The following is a 16,634-nucleotide window of genomic DNA, read 5'->3' on the forward strand; positions in this document are numbered from 1 at the left end:
GGGCTCGGTATCCGTCCGGGGGTGTTCCGTCTCGGGCGGGGCCTATTCCCCGCTGGCGATGTGTTCGGAAAGCCGTGTCGCCCCGGACCATCGGACTCGATGGTCCGCTCGACGTTGGGCGGAAATCTGAGTTCAGATGCAAGAGCATCTGAACCGATTTCCCGCCGGTCCGCCGGGCGACCGGCCCGACCGTCACTGCCCGAAGCGCGCGCGAAACAGGAACCGAATCGGTTCGAGGCGTTTGCTTGGGTGGGAGACGAGAGAGACTTAGCGCGGGTTTGTGGCGTTTCCAAGGGGGTTTATGAGCCCCCTCCGATCAGCCCGCCTCGGGATACATCGGCGGAATGGGGTTGGTGCGGGGGTCCGGGCCGTTGGTGACGACGCGATCGCGGTTGGACAGGTCCTTGACCACGATGACGTTCTCGAAGCCCGCCTGTTCGAACAGGGCCTTGACCTGCGCCCCCTGATCCCAGCCGATCTCGACCGCGAAGGTCCCGCCCGGCTTGAGGATGCGCATGATCTCTGGCGCCAGTTCGCGATAGGCGACCAGACCGTCCGGACCGCCGTCCAGAGCCAGATGCGGATCATGCTCGCGCACTTCGGGGTCCAACCCGGCGATGTCGTCGGACGGGATGTAGGGCGGATTGGACACGACCAGATCAAAGCTGTGGTCGGCGAAGCCCGCGGCCCATTCGGTGCGGATGAAGTCGCAGCGGCTGTCCAGATCGAGATTGGCGGCGTTCTCACGCGCCACGGCCAGAGCTTCGGTCGAGATGTCGGTGCCGACCCCCTTGGCCGCAGGCCGCTCGGCGAGCGTCGCCAGCAGGATGGCGCCCGAGCCCGTGCCCAGATCGATCATGGTGAAGCTTTCCTGCGGCTGGAAGGCCAGCATGACGACGTCGAGGATCGCCTCGGTGTCCGGGCGGGGGCTGAGCACGTCGGGGGTGACGTTCAGAATGATCTTCCAGAAGCCCTTCTTGCCCAGAATGCGCGACACCGGCTCACGCTTCAAGCGGCGGGCGACATAGCCGTCCATCGTCGCCTTCTGTTCGGCGGTGACCGGCCGGTAGGGGTCGGTCAGGATGTCGGTGCGCGAGCAGTCGGCGGCGACTTCCAGCAGCAAGCGGGCGTCGATCGACGGGCTGTCGATCTTCCCGGCCTTGAGCTCGGCCTGCGCGGCTTTCCAGGTCTTCAGCAGGGTATGGGCGGGGGCGGTGTCGGTCATGCGCAGGGCCTTGAACCGGACGCGGTCGGATTTCAAGCGTAGAGGATGCGGAACGACAGGTCAGCTTGGCCGTTGAGGCGCGGATGCAGAACCAGTCGGGACAGATGGGCTCGAGACGAAAGAGCGGGCCAGGTCTCTGGGGCGTCGCCGGGGCCATCGTCGGCGGTCTGGCCGCCGGGGCGGGCGCGGCGCACCTGCTTTATACGCGCGGCCACAAGTACGGGATCGAACTGCGCCCGCAGAGACCCGAGCCCCTGCCGCCCGCTCCTCCGACGCCTCAGGACTTCGAGGCGAAGGAGCCCGGACGCGGGCGCATGGCCCAACGACCGGAGCATATTCCACGCAAGGGCTGGATCGACATCTTCTGGCGGGTCGGCGCGGCCTATTTCGGCGACCGGGTCGGCTTCGTGGCGGGCGGCGTGACCTTCTTCGTGGTCCTGTCGCTGTTCCCGACGCTGGCGGCCTTCGTGACCGTCTATGGCCTGTTCGCCGATCCGAACGGCGCTTGGGACCGGCTGCAGTTCCTGTATTCCGTCCTGCCCGGGGGCGTGGCCGAGTTTCTGGGTCAGGAGATGCAGCGCCTCGCCGAGAACACCAACACCGCGCTGACCTTCACCCTGGTCTGGACCCTGCTGCTGTCGCTGTGGACGGCGAACGGGGCGATCAAGGTGCTCTTCTACGGCCTGAACATCGCCTATCACGAGGTCGAGCGGCGCAATATCGTCCGCTACAACCTTATGTGCATGGCCTTCACCGTGTCGGGCCTGCTGGCGGTGCTGATGTCGGCGGGCATGGTGGTGGGCGCCCCCCTGGTGCTCGACTTCCTTGGACTGAGAGAGGAGTGGGGCTATCTGGCGCCGTTCCGGTGGCCCGTACTGTTGCTGATCTACATGGCCGCCCTGACCGTCATCTATCGCTTCGGCCCCTGCCGACAGAAGGCGCGGTGGCGGTGGCTGACACCCGGAGCAATCTTCGCGGCCCTTCTAAGCCTCGGCCTGTCGCTGGGCTTCAGCTGGTACCTCGGCGCCTTCGTCCGCACGGCCTCCTATGGCCCGCTGGCGGCGATGATGGGCTTCCTGTTGTGGACATGGCTGACGGTGCAGATCGTCATCATGGGCGCCGAACTGAACGCCGAGATCGAGCACCAGACCGCCATGGACACCACGACGGGCGCCCCACGTGACATCGGCGACCGGGGCGCGGTGGTGGCCGACACCGTCGGCCCCAAACGCGGAAGCCCGGCGGCGCTGGCCTTCACCCTGAAGCATGCCGAGGCGCTTTCGGATCGGCTTGTCCGGCGACGTATCAGACGGAACAGCTAGCCCGCGGTCTCCCGATATGCTCTGGCTCGCGCGAAGCGGCGGGGAGACCTATGAGACTGTTCCAACCTCTTCTGGCGGGCGCGACTCTCCGTGACCGGGCCATCGCCTGTCTCGGCGCTCTGCTGGGCATCGGAGCGACCGGGCTGCTGTCCCGCGTCGTACTGGGCGGCGACACGGCGCTGTCGCTGTTGATGGTCGCGTCCATGGGCGCGTCAGCGGTGCTGGTGTTCGCCGTTCCCGCCAGTCCTCTGGCCCAGCCTTGGCCGCTGATCGGCGGCAATGTCATCTCGGCCGTGGTCGGGGTGATCGCGGCGCGACTGATCCCGGACCCGATGATCGCAGGCGCGGTCGCGGTGGCGACGGCCATCGGCCTGATGTCGCTGCTGCGCTGCCTGCACCCGCCGGGTGGCTCGACGGCCCTGATCGGGGTGCTCGGCGGATCCAGCATTCATGGCGCGGGCCTGATGCTGGCGCTGGCACCGGTGGGGCTGAACGCGATGATCCTGGGGCTGTCCGCCTGGGTGTTCCACCGCTTCTCCGGCCACGCCTGGCCCCACAGGGCGGTCGCCACACCGGGCCCCGCGCCGGTGACGGACGAGGATATTGAAGCCGCGCTGGAGACCGTCGGGGAACCGCTGGACGTCAGCCGCTCTGATCTGAAGGCCGTGGTGAAGCTGGCGCTGGATAACGCCGCCTCGCGGAAGCCTTAGCCGCCGAACTCGGCTTCCAGATCGGCCAGACGGGCGGCCTGATCCTCGGCGATCAGGGCGTTCAGCATGGGGTCGATGTCGCCCTCCAGAATCTGGGGCAGGCTGTGCAGGGTCAGGCCGATGCGGTGGTCGGTCACCCGGCCCTGCGGGAAGTTGTAGGTGCGGATGCGCTCGGACCGGTCGCCGGAACCGACCTGTGACTTGCGGGCGTCCGAGCGGGCCTGATCCTTGGCCTGACGCTGCATGTCGTACAGGCGGACGCGCAGGTTCTTCATCGCCTTGTCGCGGTTCACATGCTGCGACTTTTCGGAAGAGGTCACCATGATCCCGGACGGGAAGTGGGTGATGCGGACTGCGGAATCGGTCTTGTTGACGTGCTGACCGCCCGAGCCCGAGGCGCGGAAGGTGTCGATGCGGATGTCCTTTTCGAGAATCTCGATCTCGACGTCCTCGACCTCGGGCAGGACCGCGACGGTGGCGGCGGAGGTGTGGATGCGGCCCTGCGTCTCCGTGGCCGGGACCCGTTGGACGCGATGGACGCCGCTCTCGAACTTCAGGCGACCGAAGACCCCCTCGCCGGTGACGGTGGCGATGATTTCCTTGTAGCCGCCGGCCTCGCCCTCGGTGGCGCTGTCGACCTCGACCCGCCAGCCGCGCGTGGAGGCGTAGCGCGAATACATGCGGAACAGGTCGCCCGCGAACAGCGCCGCCTCGTCGCCGCCGGTGCCCGCGCGGACTTCCAGAACAGCCGAGGCATTCTCGTCGGCGTCCCGCGGCGCCAGCAGCAGGGCGACCTCACGTTCCAGCTCCGGGAGGCGATCCTTGAGCGCCTGTAGCTCCTCGGCGGCCATCTCGGCCATCTCCGGATCGGCGGCCATGACTTCCAGATCAGCCATTTCGGCGCGGGCCCTGGCCAATCCCTGAACCGCGTCGGCGACCGGCTTCAGCTCGGCGTGCTCCTTCGACAGGCGCACGATCTCGGCGCCGTCGCTGGCCGCGCCCATGCGCGCCTCCACCTCGTGGAAACGGTCGAGCACCTGATCGAGCCGGGCCTGGGGCAGTCGCAAGAGGGATCATCCATGCGGGAAAGGGGTCGGAGCCTTTAGCGCGCCGCGCCCTGCCCTGTCGATGCACGGTCATGACAGGATCAGCCATCCGTGGACGGCGCAACCTTTGCCTTCGGGTTTCATTGGGCGAAGATCGGCGCCTGTTGGTGCGACAGACGGGGCATACATGGAAACCTTCCTCCTGTTTCTGGCCGTGGGTTTTCTGGCCCAGGCGGTCGATGGCTCGCTGGGCATGGCCTATGGCGTGATCTCGTCCTCGGTGCTGCTCGCCTTCGGCGTGCCGCCCGCGACGGCCTCGGCCAGCGTGCACGGGGCGGAGGTCTTCACCACGGCGGCCTCGGCCGGAAGTCACGCCTGGCACAGGAACATCGACTGGAAGATGCTGGCCCCGCTGGCCATCGCCGGGGTGATAGGCGGCTGTCTGGGGGCCTATGTGCTGGCCGGTCTGGACAGCGACATCATCAAGCCGTTCGTCATCGCCTATCTGGCGCTGATGGGCGTGTGGATCCTCTGGCGGGCCGGCCATGACGTGAAGCCCAAACCCATCCGTCCGCGCTGGATCGTCGCGCCGCTGGGGGCCGTCGGCGGCTTTCTGGACGCCATCGGCGGAGGCGGCTGGGGACCGACCGTGTCATCCACACTCGTCGGGGCCGGACAGGAGCCGCGCCGCGCCATCGGCACGGTGAACACCGCCGAGTTCTTCGTCACCGTGGCGGTCAGCGCGACCTTCGTCTGGTCGCTGGTGAGCGGCCACTGGGAAGAGGCCGACGCCTTGCAGAACCATGCGGCGGCGGTCGGCGGACTGGTCGTCGGCGGCCTTCTGGCCGCGCCGTTCGCCGGGCTGATCGCCAAGCGCGTGCCGCAGCGCCCGATGACCTATGCGGTAGGCGGGCTGCTGATCGTGCTGGCCGCCTTCCAGGGTGTTCAGCTGTCGGGCGTGCTCTAGACAAGAGAAAGGGCGACCGGCCCCCTGTCCGATCGCCCTATCTTCATCCGATTGACTGACCGCGTTTACGCGCCCGGCGCGGCGTCTTCAGCGGCGGCCGCGGCGGTGGAGGCGGCCGCGGCGGCGGCGGCGGCTTCCTCGGCCTGTCGGGCGGCTTCCTGCGCCAGACGCTCGGCATCCTGTGCCGGAGTCAGCAGTTCGACCAGCAGCGGGTTAGGCGTCAGATCCCGCATCGCGCCCGAAGTCGCGTCGACGGCCGCGCCGATGCCGCCGCCGAGGATGCCGTTGCCGACCGCCATGGTGACGATGCCGTTACGGCTCACACGACCGACGACGGCGTGTTCCTGGGGAACATAGCCGTCCATCGTGACGGTGGCGGTGAAGTTCGACTTGCGCGGCATGCGGAAGGTGCAGGGCGTGGCGTCGCACTGGAAGCCGTTCGAGGTCGTCACCCGGGCGCCGGACGGCGTGCTCTCGACCTTGAAGTCCTCGTCGACGCCGCGAAGGATGGAGGCGCAGGCCGGCAGACAAAGCGTGATCGCGGCGAGCGCGACCATCTGCGCGGCACGGCGCGCGGTACGAACAGAAATCACTGAAATCCCCGAAATTCAAAGAAGATCGCCCCCCGGCGATCTCCATCACTCCCTCGCACCGGGACCGAGCCGCCGTCAATCACCGGTGCGCGAAATTGCGCCGATCCGGATCGAAAGACAGCGGGAGGCGCCTCAGGCCGGTTGGGTGGCCGCGAAGCTGGGCCGGGCCTCAAGCGCCGCCTGAAGCGCGACCAGACGCGGACGCCCCGTCGCCCAGTCGAAGTCCGGGTGGCGGAAGCTGATCCAGGTCAGGGCGATCCCGGCGGTCAGGCTGCCGATGTGGAAGTCGTCCGCCGACAGATCGGCAGCTTCCAGCGCATCCAGCGCGCGGTGCATGTTGGCGGCCCAGCGTTCCATCCATGACGGCGAGCGCTCGTGCTCGGGGCGGCGCTTCTCGAGCACCAGCTTGACCCCCATTTCCAGCAGACCGTCGGCGGTCGCCTCGATCCGGCGCACACGCAGCCGTTCCGGACCGCTTTCGGGCGTCAGGCGCGGGCCCGAGCCGACCATGTCCAGATACTCGCAGATGATCGGGCTGTCGTTGAGCGGCAGACCGTCCTCGGCGATCAGGGACGGCACCTGGATGAGCGGGTTGGAGGCCAGAAGTTCCGGAGCGTTCGCATAGGGGTCAACCACGACCTCCTCGAGCGAAACGCCCTTCTCACGGGCCACGACGCGGCATTTGCGGGCGAAGGGTGACGGGGTGGTGATGTAGAGCTTCATCATCTCAGCGGCGCTCGATGGTGACGCCCTCGGGGGCGGTCAGGGCGTCAAGGCGGGCGCCGGCGGCGGCGTCGCCCAGCGCATGGGCGCGGATGAAGTCCGTGGTGGTCCGGGCGATCAGGTCCATATCGGCGGCGTCGGCGTTGGCGATCAGGCTGTGGTCGCCGCCCGCGAAGGTCACGAGCATCTTGTCGCCCGCCGGGCTGGTGTCGAAGGGCGCGCGGTGGTCGCGCGGATCGGTGACGAAGCCGCGCACCAGATCGTTGTCGCCGGTGATCATCAGAACCGGAGTGGTGACGCCGGCGAAGGTTGAGGGGGTGACCACCTGCGGGATCAGGCCCGGGGAGGACAGGGCCACGACGACCTTGATGTCCGGGTCCGCCTGCGGTCCCGCCATGGTCAGGGCCCCGGCTTCCATCAGGGCGTTCAGCGAGCCGAACGAGTGACCCGCCGCGATCAACGGCTTGCCCGGATGGCCGGCCTTCACATAGCCGCGCACCACCGCCAGATCGACGATCCGCGTCATGAAGATGGTCTGGGGCGTCGCCTCGGCGTTCCGCGGGTGGCGCGCCGAATCCGTATGAAGCGGGGCGACGACGGTGAAGCCGTGCGCGACCCAGTGCTCGATGATGCGATGGTAGGCCGCCGGGGCGCCGCCCCAGCCGTGGCCGAAGACGATCACCGCCTGCTCGTTCTCGGCCTGCCAGACGCTGACGTCGATGGTCCGGCCGTCAGGCGCGGAAAGCTCGACGTGGGTGGCGGCCGTCGCCGCGGCGGAGCTGACGGGCGCGGACGCTTGCCGGGCGAAGGCCGGCGCGACAGGGGCGAGTCCCAGCGAGAGAACCAGAACAAGCGCGGACGCAGCGCGACGGATCATATTGAATACCCCACCGAATGATCTGGTCTGACTAGACCAGCGGCGGGTGTCGGAACAGGGCTATTCCGCCGCTGCCAGGGCCCTTTCGTCGGCGGCCTTTCGGGCGGCGTCCAGTTCGGCGGCCTTGGCTTCGACCTGGGCGACAATCTCGTCGATCATGCCGTCGTTGGCCTGCTTGTGGGCGATCTTGCCGTTCAGATAGACCATGCCCGAACCCTTGCCGCCGCCGGTGAAGCCGACGTCGGTGTAGAGGGCCTCGCCCGGGCCGTTCACGACGCAGCCGATGATCGACAGCGACATGGGCGTGGTGACGTGGGCCAGCTTCTCTTCCAGCACCGCGACCGTCTCGATGACGTTGAAGCCCTGTCGGGCGCACGACGGGCAAGCGATGATGTTCACGCCGCGGTGACGCAGACCCAGCGACTTGAGAATGTCGAAACCGACCTTGATCTCCTCGACCGGATCGGCGGCCAGCGAGACGCGGATGGTGTCGCCGATACCGGCCCACAGCATCGAGCCCATGCCGATGGCTGACTTGATGGTGCCGGTGCGCAGGGGGCCGGCCTCGGTCACGCCCAGATGCAGCGGGCAGTCGATGGCGTCCGCCAGTTGCTGATAGGCGGCGACGGTCAGGAAGGGGTCGGACGCCTTCACCGAAATCTTGAACTCGTGGAAGTCGTTGTCCTGCAGGATGCGGGCGTGGTTCAGCGCGCTTTCGACCATAGCATCAGGGCAGGGTTCGCCGTACTTCTCGAGCAACTCGCGCTCCAGCGATCCGGCGTTGACGCCGATCCGCATCGAGCAGCCGTTGTCGCGGGCGGCCTTGATGACCTCCCTCACCCGCTCGGCGCTGCCGATGTTGCCCGGATTGATCCGCAGGCAGGCGGCGCCGGCCTCGGCGGCCTCGATGCCCCGTTTGTAGTGGAAGTGGATATCGGCCACGAGCGGGACCTTCGCCTCCCGGGCGATGGTGCGGAAGGCGGCGGTGGACTCTTCGTCCGGGCAGGAGACGCGAACAATGTCCGCCCCGGCCTCTTCCAGCTTGCGGATCTGGCTGATCGTCGCCGCCGCGTCCGAGGTCGGCGTATTGGTCATCGACTGGACACTGATCGGCGCGCCGCCGCCGACGGCGACATCGCCCACCATGATCTGGCGGCTCTTGCGGCGCTCGATATGGCGCCAGGGACGGACGTGGGTGTGATCAAGGCTCATGCGAGGGCCAACATAGGCTCACGATTGCGGCATGGCCACGACAAGCCGCGTTCCGGCGGCGTCGGGACGCATCAGCCTCCGGTCGGCGCGACCGGAGCCGGCGCAGGCGTGGCGGCGGAGACGGCCTGGATCTGGGCCTGCGCGGCCAGACGGGCGGCCTCGGCGCGCGCGGCGATCTCGGCGGCAGCCTCGCGGGCGAGCGTCTGGGCGCGGGCGTTCAGCTGCGACAGCTGGGTCTGCTGAGCGGTCAGGGCCCCGCCGTGCTCGCCGTTCAGATAGACGTCGAAGGCGCCGAAGTCGGAGGCGTCGATCACCGCCGCCACATTGGCCGGGGCGCGCCAGGCCTCGCCGGCCGCGAGTTGACGGGCGAACAGCACCCGGCCGTCGCCCATGCGCACCACGATGGCGGCGGCCTTGCGGGCCTGGATCACCACATCCGAGGCGCTGGCGGAGGCGCCGTAAATGGCGCCGCGCGGATTGAAAGCCTTTGCAACCGGGGTGGCGGCGGCCGCGGCCGCGGCGGCCTCAGCCGGGTCGATGCCGGTCAGCTGCATTTCGAGGCCGGGCGTGACGTAAAGAGCCGGAATGGTCTGGTCAGGCGGCGCCGGATGCGGCGCGGTCAGGCGCATATTGGCGTCCTGCCCCGGAATGGTGCCCACACGCCACGTCTCGGGCACCTCGGCGATGTCCGACGGCTGGGGCGCGCGCATCAGATTCACGCGCTGGAAGACGTTCCAGCCGACCACCGCGAACAGCAGCACGGCGCAGCCCGCGATCAGGCGGGGCGAATAGCGTTTCACTTCCTCGAAGGCGACGCCGACGGGGGGCTGCAGCGGGACCGAAGGGTCCGGGCTCTCGCGCTTGAACCGCTCGACCGCCAACTGCTCGTCCAGACCAAGGGCGCCGGCATAGGCGCGCACATAGCCGATGGAGAAGACACGGTTGGGAAGGATGGAGAAATCGTTCTGCTCCAGCGCGGTCAGATACCGGGCCGGCACGCGGGTCAGCGATGCGAGTTCAGCCAGCGAGCGACCAGAGTGGTCGCGCGCGATCTTCAGGCCTTCGCCCAGAGTCGGGGCATCCGTGACCGAAGGAACCAGATCCTTCCAGTCGCCGTGCGCACCATACTCTTCCGGGCCCTTGCCCGCATCCAGCGCCATGACGCTCGACCCCACACTCGACGGCGCGTCATCCACGCCCGCCGTACTCGAACCCGGCCCCTGTACCATATCGGGATGACAGTCGGGTCCTGCCCCCGCAGGCCCGCCGAACTCGCCTTGTGGATAACTCATAAGAGTCGACCGTTCAATGATTTGTTAAGCACCCTGGCCGTTCCGGCCCCGGCACGATCAAATCTGTACGTTCAACTTCCGGGCCAGAGTTTCGAGCTCGCCACGGACCGAGCCGGACGATGATCCGAGCAGGCTGGTCATGCCCCGATGCGCCGCCGCCAGGTCGGTGGACAGGATCATTCGCTTCACCGGTCCCACACCCCCGGCCGGGGCCGAGAGACGGGTGAAACCCAGCGCCAGCAGGGCGAACGCCTCGAGCGGACGGCCCGCCAGTTCGCCACAGACCGAGACCGGCGTGCCGGTATCGGCGCATTTCTTCTGGATTTCGGCCAGCGCGCGGAGCGCGGGGGGCGAAAGGGGATCGTACCGATCCGAGACCAGCGGGTTCGTGCGGTCAGCCGCGAACATGTACTGGAACAGGTCATTGGACCCGATCGAGACGAAATCGGTCAGGGGCAACAGGGCGTCCAGGTGCCACAGAAGGCTGGGGCATTCGATCATCGCCCCGACCCGCAGCAGGGCGGGCAGTTCGCGGCCCCGTCGCCGCGCCCAGTCGCACTCGATATCGACCAGTTCGCGCGCGGCGCGGAACTCGTCGACCGTGGCGATCATCGGGAACATCACGCGCAATTCGCGCCCGGCGGCGGCGCCCAGAAGCGCCCTGAGCTGCAGGCGAAGCATGGCCGGCCGGTCCAGACCCAGACGGATGGCGCGACGGCCGAGCGCCGGGTTCTCTTCCCGCTCGGTCTCCAGATAGGGCAGAACCTTGTCGCCGCCGATGTCGAGAGTGCGGAAGGTGACCGGGCGGTCGCCCGCCGTGTCGAGCACCAGCCGATAAAGGGCGGTCTGGCTGTCCAGACGCGGCAGTTCTTCCGAGACCATGAACTGGAACTCGGTGCGGAACAGGCCGATGCCCTCCGCGCCGGTTGCATCAAGATTTTCCAGATCGACAGCCAGACCGGCATTGGTCAGCAGGCTGATCCGCTGGCCGTCGGCGGTGACGGCGGGCACATCGCGCAGCTTGGCGAACTCGGCCTGCCTCTGGTTGCGGACCTCCATCCGCGACTGGACCGCCGACAGCATGTCGGGACGCGGGCGCAGATAGGCCTCGCCGGTCTCGCCGTCGGCGATGACCAGATCGCCCTCCGACAGGCGATCCCGCAGCCCCTGCAGGCGGCCGACGCAGGGGATGCCGAGCGCGCGGGCGACGATGGCCGCGTGACTGGCCGCTGAACCTTCTTCCAGCAGCAAGCCTCTCAGCTTGTTGCGCGGATATTCGAGCAAGTCCGCCGGACCGAGGTTGCGGGCCACCAGAATGGCGTCGTCCGGCAGGTCGCGCGTGCCCGGGCTGTCGCCCGCCAGCACACGCAGCAGACGGTTGGCCAGATCCTCGAAATCGTGCAGCCGTTCCTTGATGTAAGGGTCGCGGGCCTTGGCGAAGCGGGCGCGGTGCTCGTTGCGAACCCGGTCAACGGCAGCCTCGGCGGTCAGGCCGGTGCGGACGGCCTCTTCCAGCGACCGGTTCCAGCCCCGGTCGTCGGCGAACATCCGGTAGGTTTCCAGCACCTCGAAGGACTGGCCCGCCAGCTTGCCTTGCCCGCCCTCCAGCATGGCGTCGATATTGGCCTTCAACCCGATCAGGGCCTCGCGCAGGCGGATTTCCTCGACCTGCTGGTTCTCGGCGAGAAGGTTTTCGGGCGCGACCGGCGCCTCGTGCAGGACGACATGACCGAAGGCCAGACCTTCGGCGAACCGCTGTCCCTTGAGGCGCTCCGGACGGTGCGGGGCGACCTCGATGTCGCGCAACTCTTCCTGACCCAGCAGCTCACCGGAAGCCACGGTCTCGGCCAGCACCATGGCGATGGTCTGGATGTCCTCGACCTCGTCCTCGTCGTAGCGGCGCTCGGACCGGTTCTGGACGACCAGAACGCCGATGGCGCGACCACCGCGCAGCAGGGGCGCGCCGAGGAAGGCGTGGTAGGGGTCTTCGCCCGTTTCCGGACGATAGGAGAAGCTGGGATGCGACGGCGCGTCCGACAGGCTGATCGGACCGGCGCTGCGGGCGACCTCGCCCACCAGGCCCTCGCCGGGGCGAAGGCGGGTGTTGTGGACAGCGTCCGGCTTCAGACCCTGGGTGGCGAACAGCTCCAGCTCGCCCGACGCCCGGCGCAGATAGATGGAGCACACCTCGGCGACCATCGACTGGGCGATGATGCGCACCACGGTGTCGAGCCGTTCCTGAGCCGGCGCGGCCCCCGCCATAGCCTCGCGGATCTGGCGAAGGAGGTTACGCGGCCCCCTCGTCGTCAATCCGCCAACCGGCATGGCCCCTCCCGAAAGTCAGCGCTCCAGATGGGCGCCGCAAAGCTTGATTTCTAGACGGCTTCCAGTCCGTAAGCCGAATGAAGCGCACGAACCGCGAGCTCAGCATAGGCCGCATCGATCAGAACACTGATCTTGATCTCCGAGGTGGAGATGGCCTGGAACTTCACACCCTTGTCCGCCAGCGCCTTGAACATGGTCTGGGCGACGCCCGCATGACTGCGCATCCCGACCCCGACGACCGAAACCTTCGCCACGTCCTCATCGACGCGCAACTCCTCGAAACCGATATCGGTCTGGGTCGCCCGCATCAGTTCGGCGGCGCGCTGGGCGTCACGGCGACCGGTGGTGAAGGTCAGGTTGACGGTGCCGGCGGTTCGGGCCTGCGACTGGACGATCATGTCCACGTTCACATTGGCCTCGGCCAGACGGGTGAAGACGTCGGCGGGCGCGTCGACCCGGTCGGACAGGCCCAGCAGGGTGATGCGGGCTTCGTCACGGCTCATGGTCACACCGGACACGATGCGCTTTTCCACGATCTCCTCCTCGTCGCAGATCAGGGTTCCGCCCTTGTCGGGCATGACGCCGTCGGCGTCAGGTTCGATAAAGCTGGACAGAACCCGGACAGGGACCTGTTTCGCCATGGCCAGTTCGACCGAGCGGGTCTGCAGCACCTTGGCGCCCAGCGAGGCCATCTCCAGCATCTCCTCATAGGAGACCTTTTCGAGGCGGCGGGCACGGGATTCGATGCGTGGGTCGGTCGTGTAAACGCCGTCGACGTCCGTATAGATGTCGCAGGGGCACTCCAGCGCCGCCGCCACGGCCACCGCCGAGGTGTCCGAACCGCCGCGACCGAGCGTGGTGATCCGGCCGTCCTTCGTCACACCCTGGAAGCCGGGGACGATGGCGATCTGGCCGGTGTCGAGCGCGGCGCCCAGCACCTCGCCCGGCACGTCCTCGATGCGGGCGCGGCCGTGGGCGTCGTCGGTGATGATGGGAATCTGCCAGCCCATCCAGCTGCGGGCGTTGAGGCCCATGTTGCGCAGGGTCAGGGCCAGCAGGCCAGAGGTCACCTGCTCGCCCGAGGCGACGACGACGTCGTACTCGTCGTCCGACATCTCGATGCCGGCGGCCGGGCGGCCCGCGCCGTCCGTCCAGGCGACCAGTTCATTGGTCTTTCCCGCCATGGCCGACACGACGACAGCGATTTTCTTGCCCGAAGCAGCCTCGGCCGCGACGATACGGGCGGCGCGACGGATACGCTCGAGGTCGCCCATCGACGTTCCGCCGAACTTCATCACCAGTCGCTGTGAGTCGGTCCGCGTCATCCTGACAGGCTGCTCCGTGCTTGCATGAAACGGCGCGCGGGTTCATCGCTGCGCCATGGCTGCTTCTAACGGCACGGTATCGGCGCGCAAACCCCAAAGCGGGGCGGAATTCCACGATCAGGCGGAAGGACCGTCGATCGACCCCGCCGACGTGGCCCGCTTTTCCGCCCAGGCCGCCGAATGGTGGGACGCGCGCGGCCCCTTCGCGCCGCTGCACCGCTTCAATCCCGCGCGGCTGGCGTTCGTGCGCGACCGGGTCGCCGAACGGTTCGGGCGCGACCCGAAGCGGCGCGAGGCCTTCGCCGGGCTGACCCTTCTGGACGTCGGCTGCGGCGGCGGCCTGATCGCCGAGCCCATGCGCCGCCTCGGCTTTGAGGTGACGGCGGCGGACGCCTCCAGCGAGAACATCGGCACTGCCCGCGCCCACGCGGAGCAGTCGGGCCTCGACATCACCTATCGCGCCGCGACAGTGGAGCAACTTGAAACCGAAGGCGCGGGTCCGTTCGACGTGGTCCTGACCATGGAGGTGATCGAGCATGTCGCCGATCCGGAGGCCTTCGTGCGCGCCTGCTCGCGGCTGGTCAAACCGGGCGGCATCATGATCGTCGCCACCCTGAACCGAACCCTGAAGGCGCTGGCGCTGGGCAAGTTCGCGGCTGAATACGTGCTGCGCTGGGTGCCCGCCGGAACCCATGACTGGAACCAGTTCCTGAAGCCGGACGAAATCCGCGCCATGCTGGCGGACGAGCCCCTGACCGTCACCGGCCCGTTCGGACTAGCGTTCAACCCGCTCACTGCCCGGTGGAGCGAGGGCGATTCCGACATCAACTACATGATGGTCGCCACGCGGGACTGAGACCCGCCTTACGACGATTTCACTTACCTGACCGTGTTTTAACGGGACCGGGACCTGAGCTCATGCGACCCCTTGTGGCGTCAACTTCGCCTTGGGGAACACCACCATGAAACGCTTGATCATCGTCGCGGCCGTCGCAGCCGCCGCCCTGCTGAACGCCGCCTGCGTCACCGTTATCGGGATGGACGACACCGACTATCGCTGGACCGGCGAGAACGCCCAGCCGTTCGACGGCGCGCGCGATGCCTGCCGCAACAGCGCCGGCGGGGCCGAGGGCTCGACCGCCTTCGTCCAGTGCATGGCCGAAAAGGGCTGGACCCGCGTCAAGGACTAAAGCGGGCGCACCATGTAGCGGGCGTCGGAGCCATAGGAGGCCAGCTTGGCCGCCATCTCCGGCGTCTCGCGCACGACAAAACCGTGGCGCGCCCAGAAGGGCGCGGCGTCATTGACCGCGACCAGCGCCACCGCGGGCCAGCCCGCCGCCTTGGACGCCGCCGCCAGTTGTTCGACGACCACTCCCGGATAGCCGCCGCCGCGGGCGTCGGGATGCAGGGCCAGGTCGTGCAGATACATGACCGAGGCGTCCGACGGGACGCCCCCAAGCAGGGTGTTGAGGGCGGGCGCGCTGTCCGGTCGCCATGGATAGGCGACCATATAGCCCTTCGGTTCTCCCGGTCCGTCCGCCAGCACGAAACAGCCGGACGGGTTCAGGGAAAGTCGGTTCTCGAACAGATCGCGACCCTCGAAATGATCCGGAAAGCCGATCACGGCGATGGCGGCGACCGCATCGAGGTCGGCCACCGTCATCGGCCGCCAGGTCAGGCGGGGCAGTTGCTGTTGAATTCCGCCTTGTGGAACCGCCACCGGATGGTCCTCGTCTGTCCGTCAATCTCGCCCTCGATCCGGGCGTTCAGCATATCGCCGTCGCGTTCATAGATGACCCGTTTGGGGAAGTCGTGGGCGGCCTGCTCGAAGACCACCCGGTTCGGGCCGGACTCGAGGACCGGGAAGGTTGTCGGCGCCTGTCCCTCGGGGATGGCGAAATAGCCGAAGGGCGCATCCGGCGCCGGGCCGGTCGGGGCGATGCGGGCCAGCTCCCAGCCGACGCGACCATCGCGGACAGTGATCGAGCTTCCGGCCATCAGCCCCAGACGCGGCGGGCTCCAGGTCTCCGCCACCTCACGCCCGCCGTCACAGGACAGCCAGTAGCCCGCCATCCAGCCGAGATCCGGGCGCAAATCGGCCTGCGGGCTCAGGACGGCGGCGGTCATCGTCAGGGCGGTCAGCATGTCGGGTCTCCCTCCGGTTTCGAAGGCAAGCTAGGCCGGATGCCCCGCATCCGGCTTGTAGGTTTGCGACGCGATGGCGCGGGCCAGCGCCTGCTGCTCCCGCGCCCACTCGGTGGCGGTGCAGCCGAGAAAGCGACGGAAGTCGCGAGCCATCTGGGGTTGGTCGAAATATCCGGCTTCCAATCCTGCGCCGAGCCAGCTCTCGGCCCCGGGCTTGCCGGGATGGGCGGCGTGATCGAACACCCGGCGGAACCGGAAGATGGAGCGCAGCATGCGGGGCGAGACCCCGACCCGGTCGGCGAAGCGGCGCTGGAGGGCGCGTTGATCCGTCGGCGACCGGGTGGGTGAAGGCTGATCCGTCGCAGCCAAGGCGATCTCATCGCGGACGACGGGGTCAATACGCCAGTCGGACTGCAGCCGTTGCGCATCCAGCCACCGGACGAACGCCTCGGCCTGCCCGGCCGGGTCTCCGGCGGGAGCGGTGAACCCCGCCAGGCGGTCCGTCATGTCGAGCCGTCTGTCCGTCGCGCTGTCGAGAGACCGGCCCAGCCAATCGCGGGCGCCGTCCGGTTCAAACCGGATCGCCACAAGCTCGGTCGGCCCGACAGGGCGCAGTGCGAGAGGGCGCGTCATCTGGCCGGCGAAGATGGCGGCGGGCTGAATTCGCCAGGCTCCGTCCTCGTCCTGTTCCTCATAAGGGGAGCCGATGTCGAAGATCAGCTCCGGACAGCCATCCGGCGCGATCCGCTGGACCACCGGCGCGGGATCAGGGTCGGCATAGGTCCAGATGACGCGCACAAAGGGCTTGAGGGCCGCGGGCGGTTCGAACTCCTCATAGCGCTCCCCCTCCCCCGACACGGCCCCGGACATGG

General features: G+C 68.2%; 17 protein-coding genes. 5 read left to right on the top strand and 12 right to left on the bottom strand.

The features are described from left to right. Positions 1-316 precede the first annotated feature (316 nt). Entirely contained in the window at positions 317-1,225 is a 909-nt protein-coding gene (gene prmC / locus ACODRV_RS03735) for a peptide chain release factor N(5)-glutamine methyltransferase (RefSeq protein WP_488907468.1), read from the bottom strand. 83 nt (positions 1,226-1,308) lie between these two features. Between prmC and ACODRV_RS03740 the strand changes: the two genes are divergently transcribed. Both ACODRV_RS03740 and ACODRV_RS03745 read left to right on the top strand, forming a co-directional pair. Further along, the gene (locus ACODRV_RS03740) at positions 1,309-2,547 is read left to right on the top strand and encodes a YihY/virulence factor BrkB family protein (protein ID WP_488907469.1); all 1,239 of its coding nucleotides are present in this window, start codon (positions 1,309-1,311) and stop codon (positions 2,545-2,547) included. A 50-nt stretch (positions 2,548-2,597) separates the two neighbouring features. Further along, positions 2,598-3,257, top strand: a complete 660-nt coding sequence (locus ACODRV_RS03745; protein ID WP_141627993.1) for an HPP family protein — start codon at positions 2,598-2,600, stop codon at positions 3,255-3,257. On the opposite strand, the gene prfA is transcribed toward ACODRV_RS03745, so the two are convergent. Further along, positions 3,254-4,324 carry a peptide chain release factor 1 gene (gene prfA, locus ACODRV_RS03750; protein WP_488907470.1) on the bottom strand — a complete coding sequence of 357 codons (1,071 nt, stop codon included), beginning with the start codon at positions 4,322-4,324 and terminating at the stop codon, positions 3,254-3,256. The genes ACODRV_RS03745 and prfA overlap by 4 nt on opposite strands. A 166-nt stretch (positions 4,325-4,490) precedes the next feature. Here prfA and ACODRV_RS03755 point away from each other — a divergent pair, with 166 nt between their 5' ends. After that, positions 4,491-5,270, top strand: a complete 780-nt coding sequence (locus ACODRV_RS03755; protein ID WP_488907471.1) for a sulfite exporter TauE/SafE family protein — start codon at positions 4,491-4,493, stop codon at positions 5,268-5,270. A 65-nt stretch (positions 5,271-5,335) separates the two neighbouring features. Here ACODRV_RS03755 and ACODRV_RS03760 read toward each other — a convergent pair whose 3' ends face one another. From ACODRV_RS03760 to ACODRV_RS03790, 7 genes are all read right to left on the bottom strand, one after another. Then, positions 5,336-5,827: a translation initiation factor 2 gene (locus tag ACODRV_RS03760; protein WP_488907472.1), complete on the bottom strand. Its 492-nt coding sequence runs from the start codon at positions 5,825-5,827 to the stop codon at positions 5,336-5,338. A 168-nt stretch (positions 5,828-5,995) separates the two neighbouring features. Continuing rightward, positions 5,996-6,586 carry a glutathione S-transferase N-terminal domain-containing protein gene (locus tag ACODRV_RS03765; RefSeq protein WP_488907473.1) on the bottom strand — a complete coding sequence of 197 codons (591 nt, stop codon included), beginning with the start codon at positions 6,584-6,586 and terminating at the stop codon, positions 5,996-5,998. 4 nt (positions 6,587-6,590) lie between these two features. Then, entirely contained in the window at positions 6,591-7,463 is an 873-nt protein-coding gene (locus ACODRV_RS03770) for an alpha/beta hydrolase family protein (protein WP_488907474.1), read from the bottom strand. Positions 7,464-7,523: 60 nt separating this feature from the next. Next, positions 7,524-8,675, bottom strand: coding sequence for a flavodoxin-dependent (E)-4-hydroxy-3-methylbut-2-enyl-diphosphate synthase (gene ispG, locus ACODRV_RS03775; RefSeq protein ID WP_488907475.1), 1,152 nt, complete (start codon positions 8,673-8,675; stop codon positions 7,524-7,526). Between the two features lie 71 nt (positions 8,676-8,746). Continuing rightward, positions 8,747-9,871, bottom strand: coding sequence for a helix-turn-helix domain-containing protein (locus ACODRV_RS03780; RefSeq protein WP_488907476.1), 1,125 nt, complete (start codon positions 9,869-9,871; stop codon positions 8,747-8,749). Positions 9,872-10,024: 153 nt separating this feature from the next. After that, positions 10,025-12,292, bottom strand: a complete 2,268-nt coding sequence (ptsP, locus tag ACODRV_RS03785) for a phosphoenolpyruvate--protein phosphotransferase (protein WP_141627998.1) — start codon at positions 12,290-12,292, stop codon at positions 10,025-10,027. Between the two features lie 50 nt (positions 12,293-12,342). Continuing rightward, positions 12,343-13,617: an aspartate kinase gene (locus ACODRV_RS03790; RefSeq protein WP_141627999.1), complete on the bottom strand. Its 1,275-nt coding sequence runs from the start codon at positions 13,615-13,617 to the stop codon at positions 12,343-12,345. Positions 13,618-13,672: 55 nt separating this feature from the next. Between ACODRV_RS03790 and ubiG the strand changes: the two genes are divergently transcribed. Together ubiG and ACODRV_RS03800 are read left to right on the top strand one after the other, a co-directional pair. Further along, positions 13,673-14,473, top strand: a complete 801-nt coding sequence (ubiG, locus tag ACODRV_RS03795; protein ID WP_141628000.1) for a bifunctional 2-polyprenyl-6-hydroxyphenol methylase/3-demethylubiquinol 3-O-methyltransferase UbiG — start codon at positions 13,673-13,675, stop codon at positions 14,471-14,473. Positions 14,474-14,579: 106 nt separating this feature from the next. Continuing rightward, positions 14,580-14,807 (top strand): hypothetical protein, encoded by a 228-nt coding sequence (locus ACODRV_RS03800; RefSeq protein ID WP_141628001.1) that lies wholly within the window; start codon positions 14,580-14,582, stop codon positions 14,805-14,807. Here the strand turns inward: ACODRV_RS03800 and ACODRV_RS03805 are convergent. The 3 genes from ACODRV_RS03805 to ACODRV_RS03815 are packed head-to-tail and all read right to left on the bottom strand — an operon-like array spanning position 14,804 to position 16,632. Then, the gene (locus ACODRV_RS03805) at positions 14,804-15,337 is read right to left on the bottom strand and encodes a GNAT family N-acetyltransferase (RefSeq protein ID WP_240811680.1); all 534 of its coding nucleotides are present in this window, start codon (positions 15,335-15,337) and stop codon (positions 14,804-14,806) included. The two genes, ACODRV_RS03800 and ACODRV_RS03805, sit on opposite strands and share 4 nt — an antisense overlap. After that, positions 15,292-15,762 carry a DUF6265 family protein gene (locus tag ACODRV_RS03810; protein ID WP_240811681.1) on the bottom strand — a complete coding sequence of 157 codons (471 nt, stop codon included), beginning with the start codon at positions 15,760-15,762 and terminating at the stop codon, positions 15,292-15,294. The genes ACODRV_RS03805 and ACODRV_RS03810 overlap by 46 nt, the downstream gene beginning before the upstream one ends. Before the next feature lie 30 nt (positions 15,763-15,792). Continuing rightward, positions 15,793-16,632: an AraC family transcriptional regulator gene (locus tag ACODRV_RS03815; protein ID WP_488907477.1), complete on the bottom strand. Its 840-nt coding sequence runs from the start codon at positions 16,630-16,632 to the stop codon at positions 15,793-15,795. Positions 16,633-16,634 lie beyond the last annotated feature (2 nt).

The sequence above is a fragment of the Brevundimonas sp. FG8 genome, assembly GCF_057808845.1.